At 46.9% G+C, this 20,184-nt stretch carries 20 protein-coding genes and 1 riboswitch; of the genes, 13 read left to right on the top strand and 7 right to left on the bottom strand.

Going from position 1 to position 20,184, the window contains the following annotated elements:
• Positions 1–85: 85 nt before the first annotated feature.
• Positions 86–204: riboswitch (SAM riboswitch) on the top strand.
• Between the two features lie 90 nt (positions 205–294).
• From HC660_RS06055 to HC660_RS06030, 6 genes are all read left to right on the top strand, one after another.
• Positions 295–2,133, top strand: coding sequence for a bifunctional homocysteine S-methyltransferase/methylenetetrahydrofolate reductase (locus HC660_RS06055; RefSeq protein ID WP_168747395.1), 1,839 nt, complete (start codon positions 295–297; stop codon positions 2,131–2,133).
• A gap of 98 nt (positions 2,134–2,231) precedes the next feature.
• On the top strand, positions 2,232–2,681 hold the full coding sequence (locus tag HC660_RS06050) for a GNAT family N-acetyltransferase (RefSeq protein WP_168747394.1): 450 nt from the start codon (positions 2,232–2,234) through the stop codon (positions 2,679–2,681).
• Positions 2,682–2,685: 4 nt separating this feature from the next.
• A complete protein-coding gene (locus HC660_RS06045; RefSeq protein ID WP_168747393.1) occupies positions 2,686–3,537 on the top strand; it encodes a GNAT family N-acetyltransferase in 852 nt (283 codons plus the stop codon).
• An 89-nt stretch (positions 3,538–3,626) separates the two neighbouring features.
• Positions 3,627–4,895 carry an MFS transporter gene (locus tag HC660_RS06040; RefSeq protein ID WP_168747392.1) on the top strand — a complete coding sequence of 423 codons (1,269 nt, stop codon included), beginning with the start codon at positions 3,627–3,629 and terminating at the stop codon, positions 4,893–4,895.
• Positions 4,896–4,903: 8 nt separating this feature from the next.
• The gene (locus HC660_RS06035) at positions 4,904–6,019 is read left to right on the top strand and encodes a mandelate racemase/muconate lactonizing enzyme family protein (protein ID WP_168747391.1); all 1,116 of its coding nucleotides are present in this window, start codon (positions 4,904–4,906) and stop codon (positions 6,017–6,019) included.
• A 95-nt stretch (positions 6,020–6,114) separates the two neighbouring features.
• Complete coding sequence (locus HC660_RS06030; RefSeq protein ID WP_010333695.1) at positions 6,115–6,744, top strand: YitT family protein; 630 nt, start codon at positions 6,115–6,117, stop codon at positions 6,742–6,744.
• Positions 6,745–6,789: 45 nt separating this feature from the next.
• Here the strand turns inward: HC660_RS06030 and HC660_RS06025 are convergent, their stop codons facing one another.
• Together HC660_RS06025 and HC660_RS06020 are read right to left on the bottom strand one after the other, a co-directional pair.
• Positions 6,790–7,548, bottom strand: a complete 759-nt coding sequence (locus HC660_RS06025) for a phosphosulfolactate synthase (RefSeq protein WP_168747390.1) — start codon at positions 7,546–7,548, stop codon at positions 6,790–6,792.
• On the bottom strand, positions 7,545–8,228 hold the full coding sequence (locus tag HC660_RS06020; protein WP_168747389.1) for a 2-phosphosulfolactate phosphatase: 684 nt from the start codon (positions 8,226–8,228) through the stop codon (positions 7,545–7,547). Before HC660_RS06020 ends, HC660_RS06025 begins: the two co-directional genes overlap by 4 nt.
• A gap of 190 nt (positions 8,229–8,418) precedes the next feature.
• On the opposite strand from HC660_RS06020, the gene HC660_RS06015 reads away from it, so the two are divergent.
• The 3 genes from HC660_RS06015 (at position 8,419) to cysC (ending at position 11,049) form a co-directional block, all read left to right on the top strand.
• Positions 8,419–9,129: a phosphoadenylyl-sulfate reductase gene (locus HC660_RS06015; protein ID WP_168747388.1), complete on the top strand. Its 711-nt coding sequence runs from the start codon at positions 8,419–8,421 to the stop codon at positions 9,127–9,129.
• A 154-nt stretch (positions 9,130–9,283) separates the two neighbouring features.
• Positions 9,284–10,453 (top strand): sulfate adenylyltransferase, encoded by a 1,170-nt coding sequence (sat, locus tag HC660_RS06010; protein ID WP_168747387.1) that lies wholly within the window; start codon positions 9,284–9,286, stop codon positions 10,451–10,453.
• The gene (gene cysC / locus HC660_RS06005; RefSeq protein WP_168747386.1) at positions 10,450–11,049 is read left to right on the top strand and encodes an adenylyl-sulfate kinase; all 600 of its coding nucleotides are present in this window, start codon (positions 10,450–10,452) and stop codon (positions 11,047–11,049) included. The genes sat and cysC overlap by 4 nt, the downstream gene beginning before the upstream one ends.
• 25 nt (positions 11,050–11,074) lie before the next feature.
• Here cysC and HC660_RS06000 read toward each other — a convergent pair whose 3' ends face one another.
• On the bottom strand, positions 11,075–11,878 hold the full coding sequence (locus HC660_RS06000; RefSeq protein ID WP_168747385.1) for an alpha/beta fold hydrolase: 804 nt from the start codon (positions 11,876–11,878) through the stop codon (positions 11,075–11,077).
• A gap of 208 nt (positions 11,879–12,086) precedes the next feature.
• On the opposite strand from HC660_RS06000, the gene HC660_RS05995 reads away from it, so the two are divergent.
• Positions 12,087–12,725 (top strand): pentapeptide repeat-containing protein, encoded by a 639-nt coding sequence (locus HC660_RS05995; protein ID WP_168747384.1) that lies wholly within the window; start codon positions 12,087–12,089, stop codon positions 12,723–12,725.
• A gap of 1 nt (position 12,726) precedes the next feature.
• Here HC660_RS05995 and pdxR read toward each other — a convergent pair whose 3' ends face one another.
• Positions 12,727–14,199 carry a MocR-like pyridoxine biosynthesis transcription factor PdxR gene (pdxR, locus tag HC660_RS05990; protein ID WP_168749413.1) on the bottom strand — a complete coding sequence of 491 codons (1,473 nt, stop codon included), beginning with the start codon at positions 14,197–14,199 and terminating at the stop codon, positions 12,727–12,729.
• A gap of 103 nt (positions 14,200–14,302) precedes the next feature.
• On the opposite strand from pdxR, the gene HC660_RS05985 reads away from it, so the two are divergent.
• Together HC660_RS05985 and HC660_RS05980 are read left to right on the top strand one after the other, a co-directional pair.
• Positions 14,303–14,911, top strand: a complete 609-nt coding sequence (locus HC660_RS05985) for a LysE family transporter (protein ID WP_168747383.1) — start codon at positions 14,303–14,305, stop codon at positions 14,909–14,911.
• A 59-nt stretch (positions 14,912–14,970) separates the two neighbouring features.
• Complete coding sequence (locus tag HC660_RS05980) at positions 14,971–15,480, top strand: DinB family protein (RefSeq protein ID WP_168747382.1); 510 nt, start codon at positions 14,971–14,973, stop codon at positions 15,478–15,480.
• Between the two features lie 52 nt (positions 15,481–15,532).
• Here the strand turns inward: HC660_RS05980 and iolX are convergent, their stop codons facing one another.
• The 3 genes from iolX to HC660_RS05965 form a co-directional block, all read right to left on the bottom strand.
• The gene (gene iolX / locus HC660_RS05975) at positions 15,533–16,573 is read right to left on the bottom strand and encodes a scyllo-inositol 2-dehydrogenase (protein WP_168747381.1); all 1,041 of its coding nucleotides are present in this window, start codon (positions 16,571–16,573) and stop codon (positions 15,533–15,535) included.
• Between the two features lie 204 nt (positions 16,574–16,777).
• Positions 16,778–17,800 (bottom strand): transcriptional regulator DegA, encoded by a 1,023-nt coding sequence (locus tag HC660_RS05970; protein WP_168747380.1) that lies wholly within the window; start codon positions 17,798–17,800, stop codon positions 16,778–16,780.
• Between the two features lie 17 nt (positions 17,801–17,817).
• Positions 17,818–18,681: an AraC family transcriptional regulator gene (locus HC660_RS05965; RefSeq protein ID WP_168749411.1), complete on the bottom strand. Its 864-nt coding sequence runs from the start codon at positions 18,679–18,681 to the stop codon at positions 17,818–17,820.
• Between the two features lie 123 nt (positions 18,682–18,804).
• Between HC660_RS05965 and HC660_RS05960 the strand changes: the two genes are divergently transcribed.
• Positions 18,805–20,172: an MATE family efflux transporter gene (locus HC660_RS05960; protein WP_168747379.1), complete on the top strand. Its 1,368-nt coding sequence runs from the start codon at positions 18,805–18,807 to the stop codon at positions 20,170–20,172.
• The last annotated feature ends 12 nt before the right edge of the window (positions 20,173–20,184 follow it).

The following is a 20,184-nucleotide window of genomic DNA, read 5'->3' as shown; positions in this document are numbered from 1 at the left end:
ATTGTCTTTATTTTCGGTAAATTTGGAGAAAGGGAAAATGCCAGGCATCTTTTGGCAGCTCCTGAACATTAAAATTTCATATCCGTTCTTATCAAGAGAAGCAGAGGGACTGGCCCGACGAAGCTTCAGCAACCGGTGTAATGGCGCATTTGCCATGACCAAGGTGCTAAATCCAGCAAGCTCGAACAGCTTGGAAGATAAGAAGAGACAATATCACTGACAAAGTCTTCTTCTTAAGAGGACTTTTTTTATTTCTCTTTTTTCCTTGCTGAATGTGAATAAAGGAGGCAGACAATGGGACTTTTAGAAGATTTGAAGAAACAGGTGTTAATCGGTGACGGCGCAATGGGCACGCTGCTTTACTCCTACGGAATAGATAGATGCTTTGAGGAGCTTAATATTTCTAAACCCGAGGAAATTCAGCGTATACATAAAGCTTATGTCGAGGCGGGAGCAAACATCATTCAAACCAACACGTACGGAGCGAATTATATTAAATTATCGAGGCACGGCCTTGAAGATGACATCAAAAAAATGAATCAGGAAGCAGTAAAAATTGCGCGGGCTTCCGCAGACGATGCGTATGTGCTCGGGACAATGGGAGGCATCCGCACGTTTAACAAAAACGCATACAGCCTTGACGAAATCAAACGAAGCTTTCGCGAACAGCTGTATTTACTGCTGCATGAAGAACCGGACGGGTTGCTGTTAGAAACGTATTATGATTTGGAAGAAGCCCGTGAAGTGCTGAAAATCGCCCGGAAAGAAACCGATCTTCCGATTATGCTGAATGTATCCATGCATGAGCAGGGTGTGCTTCAGGACGGAACGCCGCTTTCTGATGCGCTGCGCTCGATTGCGGATCTCGGTGCCGATATCGTCGGCATGAACTGCCGGCTCGGCCCTTACCACATGATTGAAGCGCTCAGTGAAGTGCCGATTTTTGATGACGTGTTTTTATCTGTCTACCCGAACAGCAGCCTCCCCTCTCTCGAAGAAGGGCGGCTCGTATATGAAACTGACGATACGTATTTTCAAAACAGCGCAGCTGAGTTCCGCAAGCAAGGCGCGCGGATTATCGGCGGCTGCTGCGGCACAACGCCAAACCACATCCGGGCCATGGCAGAGGCTGTGGGCGGGCTCGCTCCCATTACGGAAAAGCATGTAAAGGTTCGGGCAAAGGAATTGGTGACTGTCCAGCACGAACGGACAGAGCCGGGGTTGGATGAAATCGCTGCGAAAAAGCGCTCCATTATTGTTGAGCTGGACCCGCCGAAGAAATTGAGCTTTGACAAATTTCTGTCCGCCGCTGCTGAATTAAAAGAAGCGGGAATCGACGCCCTGACGCTCGCCGATAACTCACTGGCAACCCCGCGGATCAGCAATGTTGCCTGCGGCGCCCTTGTTAAGCAGCAGCTCGATATGCGGTCTCTTGTCCATCTTACGTGCCGGGACCGAAACATTATCGGCCTCCAGTCACATCTAATGGGACTCGACACATTAGGGCTGCATGATGTGCTGGCGATTACCGGCGATCCTTCTAAAATCGGTGATTTCCCGGGTGCAACGTCTGTCTATGACTTAACGTCCTTTGATTTAATCAGGCTGATTAAACAGTTCAATGAAGGGCTGTCTCTGTCCGGAAAACCGCTCGGAAAGAAAACCAATTTCTCAGTGGCAGCTGCTTTTAACCCAAACGTCCGCCATCTCGATAAAGCCGTAAAACGGCTGGAGAAAAAAATGGACTGCGGCGCTGATTATTTTATCTCACAGCCCGTCTATTCGGAGCAGCAGCTTGTCGATATTCATAATGAAACCAAGCATTTGAAGACTCCGATTTATATCGGCGTTATGCCGCTGACAAGCAGCCGGAACGCTGAGTTTATCCATAATGAAATTCCCGGCATCAAACTGTCCGATTCCATTCGCGAAAAAATGGCGCGTGCCGGCGAAGATAAAGAGAAACAAAAGGCGGAAGGCCTTGCAATTGCACGCTCCCTGCTGGATACTGCCTGCGAGCTGTTTAACGGCATCTATTTAATAACGCCTTTTCTCAGATCCGACTTAACCTCGGAACTTACTTCTTACATTAAGCAAAAAGATGAACAGCGTCAGAATATTTATTTGCATTAACATCCCTTTCTAAGACTGTCCGAACCAATTGGGCAGTCTTTTTCAAACCCGATTCGTGTTACGATATAGAAAATAAATTACATTAGAGGAGGAACATCATGCTTGAAGTGAGAACCATTCCCGCAGAGGATACTTATGAAATTCGGAACCGCATTTTGCGTCCCCATCAATCAATTGAACAATGCAAATATGATCAGGATCATGCAGAAGGCTCCTTCCATCTCGGCGCTTTTTTTGAAGAAACACTGATCAGCATCGCTTCCTTTTCTCCCGAGAATCAGCCGCTTTTGACCGATTCTCCCGCATATCGGCTTAGAGGCATGGCAACGCTCGAAGAATACCGTGATCAAAAAGCCGGAAGCACACTGATCAAATACGCGGAGCAGAAACTGGCCGATATGGGCGTGCAGGCGGTCTGGTGCAACGCAAGATACCATGTGAAAGGCTATTACGAAAAGCTTGGCTGGAAAGAACTTGGCGAGCCGTTTGAGATTTCCGGCATTGGCACCCATATTGTGATGTACAAAAAAACAGAAACAAGCAGGTGATGACATGCATTCAGCGTTTGAGCTGATTCAGCTTACAGAAAAACATGTGCCCGGTCTATTGCGTCTCTCCCGGCAAGCCGGGTGGCCGGATTACGGCGAGCGAGAGCTGCTGTTGCTCGTAAAACACGGACGATTATTCGGGTATCAAAACAGCCAAGGAGACGTCATCTCCTGCATCGGTTTGTTTTCGTATGGCCGACTTGCTTCTATTGGACTTGTTATCGTCGACAGCGAATACAAACGGCGGGGCCTGGGGCGGCGGATGGTGAACGCGTGTATCAGTCAAGTCGATGAAAACACCGCCATCATGCTTTGCGCCACGAAGGAGGGGTTGCCGCTTTATGAAAAATCCGGTTTTCAAACAGCGGGTTCAATCCGCAAATATAGCTGTCAAAGCTTCAATCCGATTACAAAGCAGCACGACATTGAACTGACATCTTTTACAGAGAAGGATTTACCGGAATTAACAGCGGCTGATCAAGCCGCCTTTGGCGGAGACAGAGCAGCACTCCTGCATCAATTGATCTCTCAATCAGGGGAATGTATAATTGCGAGAAATATGGAAGGCGAATTCATTGGCTATGGCTTATCTGTACAAACACCGGCCAATCTGAAATTAGGCCCGATTATCGCTCCGTCACCGGGTCTCGCTGCCGGATTGATCAACAGGCTGGCCGCAGGAAAACAAGGACCGATGCGAATCGACGTGCCTGGTGACGCCGCATCGTTGCATGACAGCCTGGAAGCAATGGGATTTCACTTAGACGATGAACCTCCGCTTATGATGTACCAAAAAAAGACGCTGCCTGTACGAAACGGACAATTATTCGCTGTCATCTCACAAGCGCTCGGTTAACCCTTTTTTACCCGGACAGGAAGATTCTGTTCGGTTTTTTTCATGCCTTCAGGGACACTCTAAGCAGAAGAAAAGGAGTGTGCTTTGAGATGGATACATCAAAACAAAATAACGGAATGACGATTGTAGCTATCGGTTCAATCCCTTTAATATTAACCCTTGGAAACTCTATGCTTATTCCTATATTGCCAAAAATGAAATCTGAACTTCATTTATCCCAATTTCAAGTCAGTCTCGTGATCACGGTGTTTTCCCTGATTGCGGCGTTTGCGATTCCGATTGTCGGCTATCTCGCAGACCGGTTTTCACGAAAAATCATCATTATTCCCTGCTTATTTTTGTATGGAGCAGGCGGATTGCTGGCCGGGTTTGCGGCAGGTTTTTTTGACAATGCTTATCCGTGGGTCATGGCTGGACGGGCTCTTCAGGGTATCGGAGCAGCCGGAACGGGACCGATTGCGATGGCGCTGTCAGCGGACCTATTTAAAGGCGCGCAGGAAAGCAAAGTGCTCGGCCTTGTTGAAGCGTCAAACGGGATGGGGAAAGTTCTATCGCCGATTATTGGCTCACTTATCGCTCTGATCGTTTGGTATGGCGCATTTTTTGCCTTTCCTGTGTTTTGTATCATTTCAATCGTGCTGACTTGGATTTTTATTAAAGAAAAGAAAAAAGAAGAAGAGCCGCCTCCTATCGGAAAATATGCAAAAGGGCTGTTAAGTGTATTTAAGCATGAAGGCAGATGGCTGTTTACCGCTTATTTAGCCGGGGCTACCTGTTTGTTTACCTTATTCGGCATTTTGTTTTACCTATCAGACGTACTGGAAAAAACATACGATACAGACGGCGTCAAAAAAGGACTGATTTTGGCGATTCCGCTTTTGGTCATGTGTGTGACATCTTATACGACGGGCAGCAAAATCGGACAAAAGCAATCGTTAATGAAAAAGCTGATCGTCATCGGTTTAGCGTTTATGACTGTGTCTTACGCGGCACTGTCATTCATTGAAAATCTCGTCCTGTTTATCAGCGTTCTCGTGCTGAGCAGTATCGGTTCGGGCCTTGTCCTTCCTTGTATTAACAGTTTTATCACAGGCGCTGTCGGCAAAGAAAGACGGGGTTTTGTGACATCGCTGTACGGATCAGTGCGTTTTCTCGGGGTGGCGATCGGGCCTCCTATTTTCGGGCGCTTGATGCAGTGGTCAAGACCCGGCATGTTTTTAAGCATTGCGGGCCTAACACTGGTTGTCGGCATTCTTGTGCTGACGCTGATTCATGTCAAACAAAATAAAGAAGATACGAATGAAAAAGAAGAGCCTAAAATGAATGGCAATCGGCTGCAGCCGGCTGAGGAAAGGTAGCATCCGGTTTGAAAATCGAACGAATTGAGACCTTCCCGCTTCTTCACCGATTAGAGAAGCCTTACGGAGATGCAAACGGATTTAAACAATATCGGACATGCTATCTGATCAGAATTATCACAGAAAGCGGCATTGACGGCTGGGGAGAGTGCGTGGATTGGCTCCCGGCCCTGCATGTCGGTTTTACAAAACGAATCATCCCCTATCTCTTGGGTAAACAGGCAGGCAGCCGCCTGCCTTTAGTGCGCACAATCAAAAAATGGCATCAGCGGGCGGCATCGGCTGTAAGTATGGCACTGACGGAGATTGCTGCGAAAGCGGCAGGTTGTTCCGTATGCGACATGTGGGGCGGACGGTACAGAGAAGAACTCCCTGTATATGCCTCTTTCCAATCATATTCTGACCATCCTCAGTGCATCAGCAGCTCGCTTACGAATGTTGAAGCGCAATTGAAAAAGGGCTTCAATCAAATTAAAATCAAAATCGGCGGGACAACCTTTGAGGAAGATGTGCGGCATATCACTGCCCTGCAAAACACGGCCGGCAGCTCAGTTTCCATTATTTTGGACGCAAACCAAAGCTACGATACAGCCGCAACTTTCAAATGGGAGCGCCATTTTTCGAAATGGGCCAATATTAGCTGGCTGGAAGAGCCTCTGCCTTTTGACCAGCCGCAGGATTACACTTTGCTGCGGAGCCGTTTATCCGTCCCTGTCGCCGGCGGAGAAAATATGAAAGGCGCGGCGCAATTTGCGCCTCTTCTCTCACAGGGCTGCTTGGATATTATTCAGCCTGACGTCATGCATGTCAATGGAATCGATGAGTTTCGCGACTGTCTCCAGCTCGCGCGTTATTTCGGTGTGAGAGCGTCTGCTCATGCCTATGACGGCGCTCTTTCCCGGCTTTATGCTTTATTTGCTCAGGCCTGCCTGCCTCCGTGGTCAAAAATGGAAAACGACCAAATTGAACCGATTGAGTGGGATGTAATGGAGAATCCTTTTACAGAACTGATCAGCCTTCAGCCTTCAAAAGGAATCGTGCACATCCCGAAAGGAACAGGGATCGGCAGAGAAATCAATATGGAGATCATCAATCGGTACATGTGGGATGGTTCAGCGTTTTAAGCTGTCCTATCCCTTTATTTATAGACATAAATCATGGACAGCCTCATAAAATGGTAACAGCGGACAAGTCTTTTCATAAAGGAGCAAATGACTTAATGGCTGAACTGCTGATGAAAGCAAAACTCACGTTTATGATTGTCACAGGCGGTGTATTACAGGGACTCGGCATGTCCTTATTTTTATTTCCGCATGATATTCCGACAGGCGGGGCGGCAGGTATTGCGGTCTTATTGCACCATTTGTTTCACATTCCCCACGGCTTCTCGGTATGGGCTGTGAATGTGTCGATGCTTTTTACTGCTTTAAAATGGCTGGAGATGAGAACATTTACCGGCACTCTCGCCTCGATTACCGTCACCTCTGTTTCGGTATTGATTTTTGATGTCATTTTTCCGGACATTACATCAAACCTGTGGCTTGATTTGGCAAGCGGCGCCGTTTTATTAGGACTCGGCATCGGACTTTTATACAAATATAAAATTTCTAACGGAGGATTTGGAGCTCTCGCTCTCATGATCTCAATTTACCGGGGCGGAAACCCGGGAACCATCTTGCTCATTATGAATTGCATCATTTTTATGATTACCGCATCAATTATTGCCTGGGGCATTGTGATTCAAGCTCTGATTTGCCAAGTGATCTCAACAAGAGTCATCGACTTCATCTATAACATCCGCCTGACCTCTCTTCCCATACTTACGCCTATGTACCGTCATAAAAAGTAATAGGCAAGAGGCTCTCCCGATACCGAGAGCCCCGCAGCCGCTGTTTTACAAATAAAAAGTATCGGATCTTAACCCCAAGCGCAAAGTCTCCAGAGCAATCGCATCGTGAAATGAGATATTCGCCAGATTGACATTCGGCCCGATCCTTTGAATGAACCCTTGCTGGAGCGTTTTGTTCGGTGCTTCAAATATCATTCGGCTGATATCAATATGTGACGAAATGATATCATCAACGATTTGAAACCGGACATCTCCGCTGCTGGAACAGATACCTCCTGTTCCGCTTTCCCTTGCTTCCGTAATCACTTTCTCTGCACCTGCCTCCATATCTTCAAGAATATACTCAAGCCATTCCTCAGAGCACTGGCAGCTTGACACTTCTTCATCCTTGCTGCCCACCTCGCTGAGCACAAGAAATTCATCAGAAAAATCAGCAATGTAAGCCGCTTTTTCTTTATTCGTCATCGGGAGAGTGCCGTTTGAGATCTCAATATATTCGCACCCGAAGTAGGTGCAGTACCGATGAAATTCATTGACTTTATTCTGGCTTACATATTTCTCAAACAGTGTGCCGCCGAAGAAAAACTTCACGTCATGCTCTTTCAGGGAGCTGATTTTTTCCTCAAGGTCTTTTGTAAGTAATGAAGTGCCCCAGCCGAATTTCACAAAATCAATATAGTCGGATGCCGCGCCTATTACATCTTTGAAAAACAGCAAGGGGTAGCCGTTGTCGATTAAAATGGTCTGTCCGTTTTCTCTCGGTTTACTTGTTCTCACTGGCAATTCTAGTGAAAAATCATTCATATCAGGACCCTCTCTATCGTTGGAACTTCTCTTTCTTGTTTTACTTTCATCACGAAATCGCCCGTTATTTCTTTTGTACAGTACGCAATGTCTTCCGGATCAAATAACGGCTGGCTGCTGTCAAAAAACTTCTCCGCAACGGATGAGGTTTTGATTCTTTCAATCACTTCGGCCGCCGCACCATTCGTCCCTTCTATGATGCTTTTGATATATTCCGCACACGCCATATCATCATCACCTGACGGATGGGAAGCCACAATGTTCAGCACACAATCTTTTGCAGTGAGCTTTTTCACATATTCCGCTGTTGTTCTGGCATTAGAAAATCCGGTCACAAAAAGATGCTTGGCCTTCAGCGCTCCTAACGCTGCTGTGACGCCGTTTGTCGTTTTCTGAATCAGCCGCTTATCCACCATATCCTGCTCAGCCATACGCTTTGGGGAATTATCCAATTCAAACCCCTTGATTCCGACCCCCTTTTCCTCTCCTGTTAATACATAATCCGGATAGGTTTCTTTCAGCTTGAAGGCTTCCTCAGTTGTCCGGACCAAGAGAATTTCTTTCGCCCCGCCGATAAAAGCAAAATGGGCTACGGTAAAGGCTCGAATGACGTCAATAACGATATTGATATCTGCCGGGGCAAGTGAATGATGATGCCCCTGATAAATGGTAATCGGCATAATACCTCTCCTTGGGCATAAAACCATTTTGCTAAAAAGCATATTCAGCTGGTCTCTTATTGGTTCCGCCGCGCCTCCGTCTCCTCATTTTAGGCGGCTACCGCACGAACCTTTATCTCAAAAGTGAATAGTCTGCCTATAACTCGATCAATAGATAAAAAACAGACAGATGCAAAACGGGGGGAAAATATTGAACGAACACATCACGTTTGACACATGGAACGAAACGCTGTCAAAAGAGATAACGGACCAATTGATCGATGAGCTCGATGTATTGAAATGGGCTTACAGGACATACGGGGATAAGATCGTGTATGCATGCAGCTTTGGCGCTGAAGGGATGGTGCTTCTCGACTTAATTTCAAAGATCAACAAACATGCGCACATCATCTTTTTAGATACAGGGCTCCATTTTCAGGAAACATATGAGCTGATCGAAGCCGTCAAACAAAAATACCCGGCATTTACGATCCAGCTGCTTGAACCTGAACTGAACTTAAAGGAACAAGCGGAGCAGTACGGCGATGAATTATGGAAACACAACCCAAATCTTTGCTGCCAATTACGGAAAATCGCACCTCTACAAAAACATTTATCGGGCATGACAGCTTGGATTTCAGGTCTGCGCCGGGAGCAGTCGCCGACGAGAAAGCATATTCAATTCATCAATCAGGATCAGAAATTTAAGCTTATTAAAATCTGTCCGCTCATTTACTGGACATGGGATGATGTTTGGACGTACATCCGGCTCCACAATTTGCCTTACAACAAACTGCACGATCAAAATTATCCGAGCATAGGCTGTGAAATGTGCACATTGCCTTCTTCAAACCCAAATGATGAGAGAGCGGGAAGATGGGCCGGACGCGAGAAAACTGAATGCGGTCTGCACCAGGATTGAAAGAACGCTTGTCCTGAGAATGGAAGCGCCAGCAGATTTTATTCTTTTTCTTGAATGAAGTCTGTATGTGTTACGGTTTCACATTTTCAATTGAAGAAGAAGCCCGTCCAGACTGTTAAAAACAACGTAAATCGCAAAGATGGAGGTTAAGCACGTGAATGCAATCGAGCCCCATGGAGGGGTGTTAATCAACCGCTTCGATCCCGCATGCACTTTTGATGGCTGCACTTGCGAAGCTGAGCTTGATCAGCTGGCACTGAGCGACCTCGAGCTTATCGGGATCGGCGGATACAGCCCGTTAACAGGTTTTTTGGGAGAAAAAGATTATCATTCCGTTGTGAAAGAGATGAGGCTGGCGAACGGTTTGCCGTGGAGCCTGCCTATTACGCTGCCTGTCAGTGAAGAAACAGCAAAACAGCTGTCTGTCGGAAATCACGTGAAGCTTGTGAAACACGGCGTGACGTACGGCATGATGACAGTGACTGATATCTATCAGCCAGATAAAACACTGGAGGCGCTGTCTGTTTATAAAACAAACGATCCCGCTCACCCCGGAGTGAAAAAGTTGCTGGAGCGGCCGGACTTTTATATTGGAGGGCCTATCCTTGTCAGCCGCTTTCCCGACAAGTCCTTCGAACAGTTTTATGCAGCGCCGGCGGAAACGAGAACGGCCTTTGAAAAGCTCGGCTGGAAAACGATTGTCGGCTTTCAGACCCGAAATCCCGTTCACAGAGCCCATGAATATATTCAAAAAACAGCGTTGGAAACCGTCGACGGTCTGCTGCTTCATCCGCTAGTAGGAGAAACGAAATCAGATGATATTCCGAGTGATATCAGAATGGAAAGCTACCAAGTTTTGCTTGACCAGTATTATCCAAAGGACCGGGTGATGTTATCGGTGTTCCCTGCCGCCATGCGGTATGCCGGACCGCGTGAAGCGATTTTCCATGCGCTCGTCCGCAAAAATTACGGCTGCACCCATTTTATCGTCGGCCGCGATCATGCAGGCGTCGGCAGCTATTACGGAACGTACGACGCACAGACCATTTTCGGATCGTTCACCGAGGAAGAGCTGGGTATCAAGCCGTTGTTTTTTGAGCATAGCTTTTACTGCCGGAAATGCGGAAATATGGGCACCTCCAAAACGTGCCCGCACAGCGCAAGAGATCACATCCATTTATCAGGCACCAAAGTGAGAGAGCTTCTCCGCCAAGGCAAAAAGCCCCCGAAAGAATTCAGCCGGCCAGAGGTCGCAAACGTACTGATAAAGGGGCTCCATCAGCAGCCTGTTGCCATTCAGAGAAACAGCGAGGGATCAGAATGACACATAATCCAAATATCGTTTGGCATCCCGCGGCGATCAAAAAATCTGACAGACAAAGTTTAAACGGACATAAAAGCTGCGCCCTTTGGTTTACCGGTCTGTCCGGCTCAGGAAAATCAGTCCTCGCCAATGCAGTAGATGAAAAGCTCTATCGCATGGGAATTCGGAGTTATGTGCTGGACGGCGATAATATCCGCCACGGATTGAATCAAGATCTCGGCTTTCGGACTGAGGACAGAATTGAAAACATCCGCCGGATTGGGGAAGTCGCGAAGCTGTTTGTCGATAGCGGCCAAATGATCTTAACAGCTTTTATTTCTCCGTTCAGAGAGGATCGGGATATGGTCAGAGCGCTGTTTCCCAACGGAGAATTTCTAGAAATTTATGTGAAATGCCCGCTCCAGATTTGTGAACAGCGGGATCCGAAAGGCCTTTATAAAAAAGCGCGCAACGGAGACATTAAACATTTCACGGGGATTGATTCTCCATATGAAGCACCTCTCTCTCCCGATTTAATCATTGAATCTGACCAAACGTCCATTACGGACGGAGCTGATTTGATCATCAAAGAATTGCAGCGCAAAGGCATTATTTAAAAAACCCGACATTGATCGGGTTTTTTTATTTAGCAAACTGCGCAATCAGGCTGTTGATTTTTTCTTTTTCCTCATAAAAGAGCCCGTGTCCATTGTTTTCAAATGGAACCAATTCCGACTGCTTTATGCCGCGTTTTAATTCTCTAGCAAAATCAAACGGAGCGATTTTGTCCTTTCTGCCGTGCAGGATGAGTGTCGGCACCTTGATGTCTGCCAGATCCTTTCTGAGATCCTCGTCTCTTAACGCAATGCCTGAGTGAATTGTCCCGTAAGAGGAAGCATCCAGCAAAAGGTTCTGAAACCATTGCTGGAACTCCGGAGAGACTTGTTTCTCGAAAAACTGCTTTCCCAGGTCAGCAAGCGTCTTCGGCCGATCGCTTTTGAATTGTTCAATCATGTCATCAATGTCCTGTTTCCTCATGCCGTACGGATAGCCCGGGCGCTTTGTAAATGCAGGCGCGGCCGCTGACAATAAAACCAGCTTATCGATATCGGCGCTCTCATGCCTTGCCATGTAGCGGATCGCAATTGCGCCGCCCATCGAAAAACCGGCAAGAACCGCGTTCTCAAGCTGCAGCGTATAAATGACGGCCTTCACGTCATCTGCCATCGTGTCATAATCGTAGCCTTCCCACGGACGGTCGGAATCCCCGTAGCCCCGAAAATCGATACCAATAAAACGGAAACCTCTTTTCGGCAGCTCATTCATTTGATATTCAAACATCTTATGATTCAGCGGCCAGCCATGCAAAAAAATAATCGGCCTTCCCTGCCCGATATCCTCCACAAACAGTGTCACATGCTCCTCGGTTTTTACGTAATGCCCCACTCCACATTCCTCCTGTTCCCTTTTCTTTCCGGTCTTGTAAACGCCTTGACGTGCTGGAAGCTTTGCATTTATGCTTACAAAACAAGCGTGCTTGCAGCACCCAGAAAAGGCCCTTCACGTTTTACTATATGTATCAATTCGCGTAAACGATCTATGAAATTGATCCTGATAGCTTTAGGTCATTCAGGAATGTAAAGGATGTCAGATGATGAATAAAACAGCGATTCAAAAACCGTACGTACCAGAAAACCTGCAAGTTGCCGATTTTCATGAAACGGCTGCAACAGATGATGTAATCAGCATGCATTTATTTGAAGATTGTTCAATTTCCGGTGAAGACATAGACAGGCTTTGTATTGAAAAAACCGTATTTCGGAATGTCATGTTTATCGATGTTTCCTTTCGTTTTATTGAGCTGACAGATGTGATTTTCGAAAAATGTGATGTATCGAACGCTGATTTCAGCGGGGCTGTTCTTCACAGAACTTTATTTAAGCAATCGAAGATGGTCGGGATGAACCTGGCGGACTCAACGCTGCGGAATGTGTCGTTCGAGGAATGTCATGGACAATTCAGTTCATTTTATTATTCGAACATGAAACACGTTCTGTTTCATCATTGTGTCCTACTGCAAAGTGAATGCAGCAGCATGGCGCTCCAGCAGACACACTTTGATGCATGCGAACTGGAGGGCGCCAACTTTACCGGTACGTCACTTCAAAACGTGGACATCAGCTCCTGCAGGTTTGAACAGATCCATGTTTCACTAGACAAATTAAAAGGCTGCAAAATTGCTCCGGAGCACGCAATGGCCTTTGCGAGAGCGCTGGGGGCTGTCATCGTCTAGCTTAAGCCTGTGTCATCAGGCGGTGGGCTGTCTCTGCAGCCGCCTTAATGCCGGTTTTCAGATCCTGAAGAGACGCATAGGAATACGACAGCCGGATGCTGCGCCGGTCTTCGCCGTCATAAACGGAACCAGGGTTCACCAGCACATGCTGTTTCAATAATTCAAGAAACAGCTGCCTAACAGGCAGTTGTTTGTGGAATGTGACCCATATATAAAAGCCGCCGGCTGGAATGCGCCACTCGGCAATATCCCCTGCATACTGCTGAAGAAACTGAAGTGCCGCGTCTCTCCTTTTCTTCAGTTCCACTCTTACCCAAGCGAGATGTTCATCATAATAACCTTGTGACAGCCATTGCGCCGCTGCCCATTGAGACAGGCCGCTTGATCCGTAATCCGTCTGCATTTTAATGTCAGCCAGCCTTTCAATAACTGGTTCCGGGCCGACCAGCCAGCCGATTCGAAGACCGGGGCTTACTGTTTTCGAAAACGTGCCGAGATACAGGACATTGCCTTCCTGATCCATCGACTTTAACGGCAGCGGCGGCTGTTCTTCCAACCACAAATCACCGTATGCATTATCCTCAATGACCGGCAGCTGCTCTTTTTTTGACAAATTGACAACCTCTTCCCTTCTCCTCTCTGACATGACGATGCCAGTCGGATTATGAAACGACGGGATCGTGTAAAGCAGCTGGCCCCCGTATTGCTTCCGGTAAGCTGAAATCAGTCCCGGCTGCATTCCTTCTTCATCCATAGGCACGCCGCGAAGCCGCATCCCTGCGGATTGAAACACATGTAAAGAGTGAAGATAGGATGGTTTTTCTGTCAAAATGACTGAGTCCCGCTTTAAAAGCCCAATCGAAATGAGCTGGAGCGCCTGCAGCGCGCCGGATACAATTAAAATGGCGGAAGGTGACACATTGATATGCTTTGTTTTTAAATGCTCAGCCACCGCCTCCCGCAGGTTTATATTTCCTTTCGGCTGTTCGTATCCTAAAGACAGGGCAGGCGGATTGATTTGCTGAAACATCCTGCGCATCGTTTCAGCCGGCAGCAGCTCTGGTGAAAGCTCTCCCGTTCCCAGCCGAATGATATCCGCTCGCACCTCGTTTTTATTAATATCCTGAATGATAGAAGAATTGGGATGATGAATCCCTGAGCGGACATAGGTGCTCCAATCAAGCGGCGGAGCTGACGCAAGCACGCTCCATGTGCTGTTTACTACCTTCGTGCCGCCGCCTCTTCTCCCCTCTAACAGACCTTGAGACGCGAGTTCATCAATCGCCGCTGTCACTGTGCTCCGGTTAACCTGAAACATATCCGCCAGCGTTCTTTGCGACGGAATTTTCGTCCCTACAGCCCACTCGCCATGGAGAATTTTTTCTTTTATATATTGCTCGATTTGCCGATGAAGCGGAATGTCCGATTCACGGCTCGGCTGCCAATGTGACAACGTTACGCCCCCTTTTTTCATCATTATACATTTGGCTGGGTTCAAAACCAACCAAATGGCCGGAGACATGTAAAATCTTCTCTATTATCATGAGAAAAACAGATGTGAAGGGAGTTTTTTCAGCATGAATGCAATGATTCACGGAATCGTGCTGGCCTTCGGCTTAATTTTGCCGCTGGGGACGCAGAATGTGTTTATTTTTCAGCAGGGAGCGTGGCAAAGGCATATTTGGCGGGCATTCCCCGCCATCATTAGCGCTTCTGTCTGCGATACTCTGTTAATTGTTTTGGCTGTCGCAGGCGTATCTGTCATCGTGCAGCAGCTGCCTATGTTTGAAACCGTCATGATGACCGGCGGATTTTTGTTTCTTCTCTATATGGGCTGGGTGACTTGGAACAGCCGTCCGAAAGCAAACCAAAATGAGAAACATACGTTCACAGCTAAAAAACAAGCTGCGTTTGCGGCCGCCGTTTCTCTTTTAAACCCACACGCTATTCTGGACACGATCGGCATCATCGGCACGAGCTCGCTCCAATATTCAGGGCTTGAGAAATGGCTCTTTATGTCCGCCTGCATCGCTGTGTCTTGGATTTGGTTTATCAGTCTTGCGATAGCGGGCAGGCTGTTTCAGACAATGGATACAAGCGGCAGGCTTATGCTAATCGTAAACAAATGTTCTGCGGTGGTAATGTGGGCTGCCGCCGTCTATTTCTTGTTCTCGATCTTTCGTTAACTGAAGGAAAACACAGCCTAAACATCGAATTCTATTATTTAGAAAAGGGGGCGATGTTTGTGACTGATGCAAGACAGTTTTATGACTACCATTGCTGGGCGAACAAGCGAATATTGAACCGTATCGAAAACCTGCCGGAGGAAACGGCTTATCAAGAAGTAAAGAGCGTATTCCCTTCTGTCAGCGACGTGCTGCTTCATATGTGCAGGGCTGACTACATATGGCTGAAAACTCTTTCAGGAGCAACCTACAAAGAGGTGATAGACAGTGTCGGCAAATTCGAGGCTGCACATCGTAATATGGCAGCGATTAAAGAGCATGTAGCTGAACTGCAGGCACAGTATCATGATTTCTTCAGCCGCCAGACGGACTTTGAACAGCAAGTCTCATTTCAGCATCCGACACATGGAACACTAGAGACAACTTATGCAGACGTCATCCTGCATGTCGTCAACCATGGCACGTATCACAGAGGGAACGTGACCGCAATGCTGAGGCAGCTTGGCCATACAGGTGTACCAACCGATTATGTCTATTATCTATATGAAAAGACAGAAAGCAAGGGCTAAATTGTCCTTGCTTTTTTGATATGAATTTGCAGGAATACGGAAACTATAGGTATCATGATAAGGTTGACAAACTAGTGAAAGCACTCTTCTCATCCAACTGTACAGGCCTGCCGCTTCGATACGAATGGGTTGCGGCGATGCCGACTTCTAAATTGATCGTCGCATCGATATCTGTCACAATCGGCGCTTTACCACTCCGGACACACTCGGCAAAATGCTGAAGTTCCAAGCAGTAGGCTTCATGAAAACGAGTTTGAAAGTCTGGGATAATCTCATAGCTGCTCCCTTTAGCGGTCAGGATGGTCACATGTTGATTTCTCAATGTCCCTATGAAAATGCTGCCTTCTGTCCCGATAATTTCTGCACGGATGTCATGTCCGTATGGAGAAGTTCTGCTTGCCTCAACGTCCCCAGCAGCGCCGGAATCAAATTCTAAATACGTCAGCGCCTGATCAACATCGCCGTATTGTTCCATAAATGGGTTGTTTAAAATCCGGCCGTGTCCGGAAACAGAAGTAATCTCCGCTCCGAGCAAATAACGGGCAATATCGTAGTCATGGATGGAACAGTCGATAAAGATCCCTCCGCTATGTTTGATAAACTCAGCGGGAGGCGCTCCCTGGTCGCGTGTAAAGCCTTTATAATAAATGGGTTTGCCGATCTCACCCGCATCTAACCGCCGTTTCGCATCCGCATATGCAGGATCAAAACGCCTCATAAAACCGACTTGGCAGATGACACCTGTTTCTTTTATTTTTTCAGAAACCGCCTTTGATTCCTCAAGGCTTAATGTCAGCGGTTTTTCAACGAAAATCTGCTTGCCGTTTTCCGCCGCTTTGATGATCATTTCCCCATGTGTGCTTGTCGGCGTTACGATGACCACTGCATCAATCTCGGGATCTGCTAAAATCTCATGCGGATCCTCCGACCATTTTTCAAGCCCGAATTCTTTAGCGACCTGCTCGGCTTTCCCTTTCATCGGATCACCGACACTGACAAGCTCAGCTCCCGGAACACTGGTCATAAGGTTTCTTGCATGATAGTGTCCCAGTCTCCCTAACCCTAATACCGCGCATCTTACTCGATTCCCCATGTCCTCATCTCCTCATACTCCTTTTTTACCGCCTAATGAAAGCGCTTCACCAAAATGCTTTAAAAAAATAGCGGTTTACCCACTATTTGGCTGATATTTATTGCGCAAGCGCTTTCTCAAAAGGTGATTTCATTTTACAATGTCCTTTGTTCCCATGCAATATCTTTTTCGTCTTCTCTGTCAAAAAGAAAAGAACCCCCTGTATTATCGGATTCTTTTCTTGAACGGTGATGTAGAATGTCTGATCACTAGCTCAGGTGATAACACTATTTTTTGTTTTGTCTTTCGTTTTCCTTCGATTTCTTCCGCCAGCAGTTCAATGACGCGCTGCCCCATTTCTTTAATCGGCTGGGCTATTGTAGTCAGGGGCGGATCGACCATTTCAGCGAGTATGGTGTTATCAAAACCGATGATTGACAGGTCATCCGGGACTTTCATGCCTCTTATTCTCGCCGCCTGAATGGCGGCACAGGCCAATACATCGTTAAAAGCGAAAATAGCCGTAGGCGTATCCCTGTCCAGCAATTTTCCAGCCTCTTCTTTTCCGCTCTCCAAAGAGAAGCGTGTCGGAATGATCAGCGACTCATCGACCGGCACATTCGCTTCCTCCATCGCCTGCCGGAATCCTTTGATTCTGTCTTTTTCACCTGTCGTTGACCCATCACCCACAATGCAGGCGATCTTTGTGTGGCCCAGTGATAGAAGATGCTTGGCAGCCTCATACCCGCCGAGCACATCATCCATTACGACGATATCCATCGGAAGAAGAGGCTTATCCTGAGAAATCATGGCGAGCGGGATATGTTCGTTAATGATTTCCTCTAAAGCAGCCATGCTGTCATGATTCTCAATTCCTGTCGCAAAAATGATGCCGTCTACGTTTTTTTGCTTTAAGACAGAAAAATATTTCGTTTCTTTTTTCGGATCGTAATCGGTACTGCAAATGATTATCTGAAAACCAAGCTCATCCGCTCTTTCCTCTATGCTTTTCGCGAGCTCGCCGTAAAACGGATTTGAAATATCAGGCGTCACAAGGCCGATAATATTGGTTCGCTTTCCCGTTAAAGCAGCGGCGTGGACATTGGGTGTGTACTCCATTTCCTTCATTACATTCATGACCCTTTGCCTTGTTTTGTCGCTGATACGGCCCGTATGGTTAATGACGCGCGATACGGTCGTGATCGAGACACCCGCCTTCCTCGCCACATCGTAAATTGTCGTTTTCATCTTCATCCCTCGTCTGCTTATTGGACTTTCCGGCTGACAATCTTCCGGTATTCAATTGGTGAAATGCCTTCAATTTGCTTAAAGAGCTTTGAAAAGTATGTCGGGTCCTCCATTCCAATCGTTTCCGCGATGACGCCCATTTTATCATTTGTCGAGGATAAAAGGCGCTTGGCTTCAGTCATTCTCACCCGATTTGTGTATTGGCCCGGCGTGACTCCAAGCACTTGCTGCATGCAGCGGGTCACATAATCCTGATTATAGTGCAGGGCGAGCGACAGATCCTTGATTGTCGTTTTCTCCTTATAGTGCTCCTGTAAGTATCGGGCCGCCTCCCATGCCACCCGCTCTTTTGCAGATGGAATTTGGAACGCCTCTTTTTGCAGGTGCAGCATCAACTCCTCAAACAAAATTTGTTTTCTGAGCGGCAAATCGGAGTTTCCTGCAGAATAATCAATAAGTCTTTCAAATTGCTGCGCCATAAATTGCGGGCGCTGCACCTTGCCTTTTCTCGGCAATGCAAGTCCGTAGCGGGCCGGTTCCTCGAAGCTCCCCTTTTCCTGCTGAAGCTCTGCCCAATTGCTGCCCCCTTTTGCGGTAAATTCGTATCTATGTTCATCAAAGTGAAGCCAATAATAGGAGGTCGCTTCATCACTGCCCTTTGTCCCATAGTGTTCAAGACCGGGAGAAAGCAAGATATATTCGCCCCCTTCAACGGAGAACGATTTTTCATTTTCAGTGATATATAACGTCCCCTGCTTGACGTATATCAGATCAAATACAGAGAAAACACGTTTGACATGGGTTTCTCCTTTTTTAAAAACACCTTCTCCGGCTGCAATAAACACCGGAAAAGGCGGGACTGTAAACAGGATGCGAGGCAATTTGATCATCCTCCTTTTTAAGTCGGATTTTTGCAAGAAGTATCGTTTCTCTCCCTTTTTATTATAAGGAAATGGAGGTACACTTTAAAACGTTGATTTTATTTACGAAAGGGGTTAGACACTATGAAACAAGCTGTCTTCAAATCAACTGCTTTGAAAAAACCCGCTGACAAATCGTTCTCATTATTTTCGCTTACTTGGCCGATCTTTATTGAGGTCTCATTATATATGTTTATGGGTAATGCTGATACACTGATGCTCAGCCAATACTCAGATAACAGTGTGGCGGCAGTCGGCGTCAGCAACCAGATTTTGAATTTAATTATCGTGATGTTCAGCTTTATCGCAACAGGTACAACTGTTGTCATCTCGCAATTTTTAGGATCCCGGCAAAAGAAAGAAGCTATGGAAGTCGCTTATGTGTCAATCGCAGCCAACTTCTTCATCAGCCTTGCCATCAGCGCTCTCATCTTTTTTGCGGCAGTTCCTCTGCTTCAAATGATGGGATTATCAAATGAGCTGATGCCTGACGCTAAAGTCTTTTTACAAGTTGTCGGAGGTCTGTCCTTTATTCAGGCTTTAATCATGACATTCAGCGCGATCTTAAAAAGCTACGGCCACACAAAGGATACAATGTTTGTCACAATCGGCATGAACATTTTAAACATTGCCGGAAACTTTGTTGTCATTTTCGGTCTGTTCGGCTTCCCTGTTCTCGGCGTTGCCGGTGTTGCCATGTCCACATCTATCGCACGTGTCATCGGATTAATCGCGATGATTGTCATTGTAAACAAACGCATTCAGCTGAAGATGTCGTTGAAAAAAGTATTTCATATGCATAAAGACCATTTGCGCAAGCTGCTGAAAATCGGCATTCCTTCAGCAGGCGAACAGCTTTCTTATAACCTTTCGCAAATGATTGTCACTTATTTTATTGCCATCATGGGTGCGCAGGCTTTAACAACCAAAGTGTATACGCAAAATATTACGATGTTTATTCTGCTCTTCGGGACTGCGATCAGCCAAGGCACACAAATTTTAATCGGCCGCTATATCGGCGGCAAACAGTTTGACGCCGCATATGAGCGCTGCATGAAAAGCTTGTATTGGGCGATCGGAATCGCTGCGGCCACATCTGTTTTGATGACCATCTTTTCAAAAGACCTTATCGGCATCTTTACGCAAAGCCCTGATATTATTGCCACTGCAAGCCTTTTGATTGCGATGACCATCATCCTTGAACCGGGCCGCTCGTTTAATGTGATTATCATTAACTCCCTGCGCGCCGCGGGGGATGCGAAATTCCCAGTCTACATGGCGATGATATCCATGTGGGGCATCGGCCTTCCGCTTGCTTATCTATTGGGCATTCATCTCGGCTTCGGGCTTGCCGGCGTATGGATTTCTTTTATCGCGGATGAATGGGTCCGGGGAATTCTCATGTACAGAAGATGGCGCTCACGGATCTGGATTCAAAAAGGTATGGCGTAACACCCGGGCAGA

It is taken from the genome of Bacillus mojavensis (assembly GCF_012648005.1).
Lineage (GTDB): Bacteria > Bacillota > Bacilli > Bacillales > Bacillaceae > Bacillus > Bacillus mojavensis.
Note: the sequence above shows the minus strand (reverse complement) of the source record. Positions and strands in the feature narration are given on the sequence as shown.